Source organism: Streptomyces soli, assembly GCF_003999195.1.
Lineage (GTDB): Bacteria > Actinomycetota > Actinomycetes > Streptomycetales > Streptomycetaceae > Actinacidiphila > Actinacidiphila soli.
Window position 1 is genome coordinate 1 of record NZ_RJVR01000167.1, and the last position, 4,254, is coordinate 4,254.

Sequence of the window (4,254 nt, forward strand, 5' to 3'; positions counted from 1 at the left end):
ACCGAGGCATCACCGGCGCACACCCACAGATTTACCCGCCCCCCGGCGTGCGGCGAAGCCGCACTGGGTTGCTGTTCTGCGACCTGTGGCTGCGCAGCAACGCCACCAACGCCGACAGCACGACCGCGCAAGCCATCCACGCGCTCGCGCCCACCGTCGATCTGCCGACCCGGTCCGCAAGCGCGGCTGCGCAGTCGCTGCAGCGCACCGTGGCGGTGCGCAGCGCGCGGCTGAGTGACGGCAGCTGGTCGGTCGTCGTCGCTGCGCAGTTCACCGTCCGTAACGACACCAACGGTGCGTCGTCGACTCCGGACGCGGATGCGCGGACGGTCGTGCGGTACTTCGCCGTCCCGGTGGTCGCGTCGGACACCGCGGGCGGGACGGGCGCGTTCACGGTGACCGCGGCCCCCGCCGAGATCGCCGGCCCGGGCACGGCGAAGGCGGCCGCTTCGCCGCTGACGAATCCGCTGCCCGCCGACGGCGCGCTGGTGTCGTCGCTGGGCGAGTTCTTCGACGCCTACCTCACCGGCGTCGGCGAGGTCGACCGCTACCTCTCCCCCGGCACCGACCTGACCGCGGTCAGCGGGTCCGGCTACACGTCGGTGACCGTCGACCAGGCCGCCGCCGACTCCGACGTCGCCGGCGGTTCGGTACCGGGCGACGGCACGACGGTGCACGTCCAGGCCCATGTCACCGCCACGGACACCGCAGGCGGCCAGTGGCCGCTGGTCTACACCCTGACGATGACCGCCCGCTCGGGCCGGTGGGAAGTCACCGCACTCCAGGCCGGCGCACCGGCGAAGACCGCCACCGCGACGGCAACGCCTCAGCCGAGCAGCAGCACGGCCACGGTGGTTGGGGGTGCGGCCAAGTGACCCCCAACGTGCAGCTGGCCGGGAAGCTCGCCGACCTCGGCAACTCCTGGCTGTCGACGCTCGGGGCCTGGGGTGACAAGGGCCTGCAGGTCGGCCTGACCGCGATCGTGGTCATCACCTTCGTCCGCAAGGTCTCCCTCAAAGCCGGGATCGGCGCCCTGATCGGCATGGTCCTGGCCCTGGGCCTCTACAACTCCCGCGACTCCCTGGCGAACCTCTTCCAGGACGAAGTCAACAACCCGGCCAAGTCCGCCGGGGCCATCACCGTCGTGGTCTCGCCTCAGCCGGACCGGCTGCCGGGTGTGGCGGGCGGCGCGCTGCTCGGCTCTTTCTCCGATGACGGACGCTGACAGGACAACGCGGTGCACGACATCGACCTATCGCTGATGGATATATAGCCGGTCAGTGTGAAGGCAGGTGCTGGGCGAAGAACGAGAGCACGTGATTGCGCACCATGGGCACCGCTTGTGCCGGGTCGATCGCGCCGACCAGCGCGGTCCGGTCGTCGGCGGTCATCAGCCCGGCGGCCTGCAGTTGGGGCGCCATGGCGGCGTAGTCGGTGAACACCCAGTGCGTGGCGTTGTCGATCTGCCGCCTGCGGGTGCAGCCCTGCGGGTGGGCCAGCATGGCCGACCAGGAACGATCGAACCGCTCGTTGCGGAAGCCATCGGTTCCCAGCAGGAGAAGCGGCCGGTCCACTCCGTCCCGGGCGACCGGGAACAGCTCCCCTTCCTGGCCGGGCGTCTTCGGCGGGTGGTCCAGATAGCCCTCCAGGTTGACTGCCGCGCCGATGCGGCGGTCCTCGTACATCGCCTCGGCCGTGGCGGTACCGCCGGCCGAGTGGCCGTACATGCCCACCCGTCGCAGATCCAGCGCACGACTGAGGTGCTCCGGCAACACGCGTCCCGCCGCGTCCGGGTTCCGCCCGGCTGCCAGCACTCCCAACTGGTCCAGCACAAACCGAATGTCCGCGATCCGGGTGTCGATCATGGTGCGGAACTGCTCCGGACCGGGCTCTCCGCGAAGAATGGTCGGGCGGACCTTCTCCCGCCCGGCCCTCTCGATCGGAAAGTCCACCTCACTGGCATCCCCGGGGTGATCGATGGTCACCACCACGTAGCCGCGGCTTGCCAGCTCTTCGGCAACTCCGGTGCCCAGGGTGCGCGGGTCGCCGCCGCCCGGGCTGTACAGCACCACCGGTCGCCGCACGGCCTGCGCCGGCGCGTCGGTGTGTGAGTGGGTGGTGGTGGCCGCCCAGTTCACCCCAGCCTTCTGCAAGTGGTGGACGGAGGCGTCGATCACCGTGAACAGACCCGCGGCGCCCTCGGTCATCTGTGGTGCGACCGGGTAGCCGCGGACGGTACGGGCCGGATAGAACACCGTGACCATCACTTCCCGAACAGGGACGGGATCCCACGGGTCGCGCCTGGCGCGATCGACCAGGTACAGCGTGGTGACCCCGATCCGGTGCGGGCCGGTCGGCGCCGGCAACCGCACGGTGATATCGTCCGCGGCCCGTGCCTGTGCGACGCCCCCGCCGCCCGCGAGCAGCAGCGCGGCGGCCAGCACGCCTGACTTGGTGACGGTCCGCCGGTCTACTCCGTCGCCGAACTCTGTGCGGACCATGGCTCGCTCCCCTTCTGTCTGTAAGACGTCAGTCCTTGCGCCTTCCGGCGGCCCCTGGGTGAATGCAGAGGGCATGACCTGAATGCTGGCGCCCAGCGGGGAGCACAGGCGATGGTTTAGGGCCTGCCCGAAACGATGGCGCACAGCCACCAGGGGGAGTAGTGATCCGGATCCATTTCACCGCCGCCGACCTCGCCCGGGTCCGGTTCGCATCCCGGCCAGCCCCGCTGCAAGAGCTGAACGCGGCCCTCGGCATGATGTGCGGCCGCCACGACACGCTGCTCTTCGGCCGCTGGAGACGGCGGCTGCTCCACTCTTTGCCGGTTACCGTCCTGCCGCTGAGGGACCTGGTCCCCGCGGAGGAGGCTCCCAGCTTCATCGACGTGATCAGCGACAGTCTGAAGGAGGGATTGGACACCGTCCGGGCTTCGCGCCCGGACTGGGTCCGCTCCGAAATCGAGCGAGTGTACGCCAAACACACCTCTCCGGCTCCGCTGTGGCTCCGCGACCTGCACCGGGGCGACGCCCATGCCTGGCAAGTCCTCCTTCGCGCACAGCATGCGGCCTTCGAGACGGTCCTGCGCCCCGTGTGGCCTCTGGTGCAGGACCTGCACCAGAGGGAGTTCACCCGCCATGCCCTGGCCGTGGCCGAGCATGGCATTGGCGCCGCACTCGCCGCACTCGTCCCCGGCACCCGACTGCACGAGGACGTCTGGGAGTTGGAGATGCCCCGTGAGGGGGACATCAAGCTGCGTGGGCGCGGCGTGGTGCTCCTGCCCACCTTCCACTGGACCGGCCATCCCCTCATCTCCGACCTGCCCGATCGCCCCGTGATCCTGACCTACCCGGCCGGTCCGGGCCTGCCGCTCCCGCCGGCCGGGGCGGGCGGCACGGACGACGCGCTGGCCGCCGTGCTTGGGCTCACCCGCCTCGCCATCCTGCTCCTGCTCGCGGAGGAGCACACCACCAGCGACCTCGCTCGTCGTCTGGGCGTCAGCAATGCCACCGCTTCCGCCCACGCCACCGCGCTGCGCGGAGCAGGCCTGATCACCACGGTCCGCGCCGGACGGGCGGTCCTGCACCAGCGCACAGCTCTGGGGAGCTTGCTAGTTCAACGACGAAGCGGAACGCGGGACGCGAACGACTGACTGTTCCTCTCCAAGGGTCCCCTGCGCTGATCCATCACAGCCTGTCACCGCGTCAGGCACCCAGGTCTGGGCGCCTGACGTCGATTACTCAAGGCGGACCGGCGGAACCGGTGCTCAGCTCACGGAGGCCGGATTCTCACGTCTCGGCAGGAGCCAGCTCCCACGATTCGCGGACCCTACAGATGGCGCGATCGAGGTGTGACCGCGCCCGGGCCGAAGGCGCAGCCGGCTCCCCCGTTGATCGCGGGCAGGCGGGCTACGGCTTCGCCGCGACCTCGGCATGCCCGGACTCAGCCAGACTCCTCGGCCGCACCACGGGCAACATGAAGTCCGCCCCCTGATCGCACCGCTCAACTTTGAAGGCCCCGATAAGAGCCACTGCCTCATGTCGGCCCATCACTGCGCGCCACGGTCGGTGAATGGTCTCCCGGTAGGTGTGGTGCGTCGGGTTGCTTCCGGCGTGCGTCCCGACCCACGAGCGGACGCCGCCACCGAAGCGGGCGATGCCGGTTGAGTCGGCCTGAAGCGCGGTTCCGGTGTTGCCACCGGTCCGTTTCTTCAGGCCGCTCTCCGAACCCGGCGTACCCGTCTCCGAGTACCGGGCT

General features: G+C 70.2%; 5 protein-coding genes. 3 read left to right on the plus strand and 2 right to left on the minus strand.

The features are described from left to right. Both EFK10_RS14485 and EFK10_RS14490 read left to right on the plus strand, forming a co-directional pair. Window positions 1–875, plus strand: an 875-nt coding sequence (locus tag EFK10_RS14485) for a conjugal transfer protein (protein ID WP_127356108.1), incomplete at its 5' end; no start/stop codon positions are given. Next, the gene (locus EFK10_RS14490) at window positions 872–1,225 is read left to right on the plus strand and encodes a hypothetical protein (RefSeq protein ID WP_206305454.1); all 354 of its coding nucleotides are present in this window, start codon (window positions 872–874) and stop codon (window positions 1,223–1,225) included. The genes EFK10_RS14485 and EFK10_RS14490, both read left to right, overlap by 4 nt. A 52-nt stretch (window positions 1,226–1,277) precedes the next feature. Here EFK10_RS14490 and EFK10_RS14495 read toward each other — a convergent pair whose 3' ends face one another. Next, window positions 1,278–2,501, minus strand: a complete 1,224-nt coding sequence (locus tag EFK10_RS14495; protein ID WP_127356109.1) for an alpha/beta hydrolase family protein — start codon at window positions 2,499–2,501, stop codon at window positions 1,278–1,280. A 161-nt stretch (window positions 2,502–2,662) separates the two neighbouring features. Between EFK10_RS14495 and EFK10_RS14500 the strand changes: the two genes are divergently transcribed. Then, window positions 2,663–3,649 carry an ArsR/SmtB family transcription factor gene (locus tag EFK10_RS14500; RefSeq protein ID WP_127356110.1) on the plus strand — a complete coding sequence of 329 codons (987 nt, stop codon included), beginning with the start codon at window positions 2,663–2,665 and terminating at the stop codon, window positions 3,647–3,649. 256 nt (window positions 3,650–3,905) lie between these two features. Here the strand turns inward: EFK10_RS14500 and EFK10_RS48645 are convergent. Further along, window positions 3,906–4,254, minus strand: a 349-nt coding sequence (locus EFK10_RS48645; protein WP_456318726.1) for a DUF7848 domain-containing protein, incomplete at its 5' end; no start/stop codon positions are given.

What these genes read in the sequence shown, in the direction of transcription:
- EFK10_RS14495 (WP_127356109.1), bottom strand. Translation starts at nt 2,501, where the DNA reads ATGGTCCGCACAGAGTTCGGCGACGGAGTAGACCGGCGGACCGTCACC.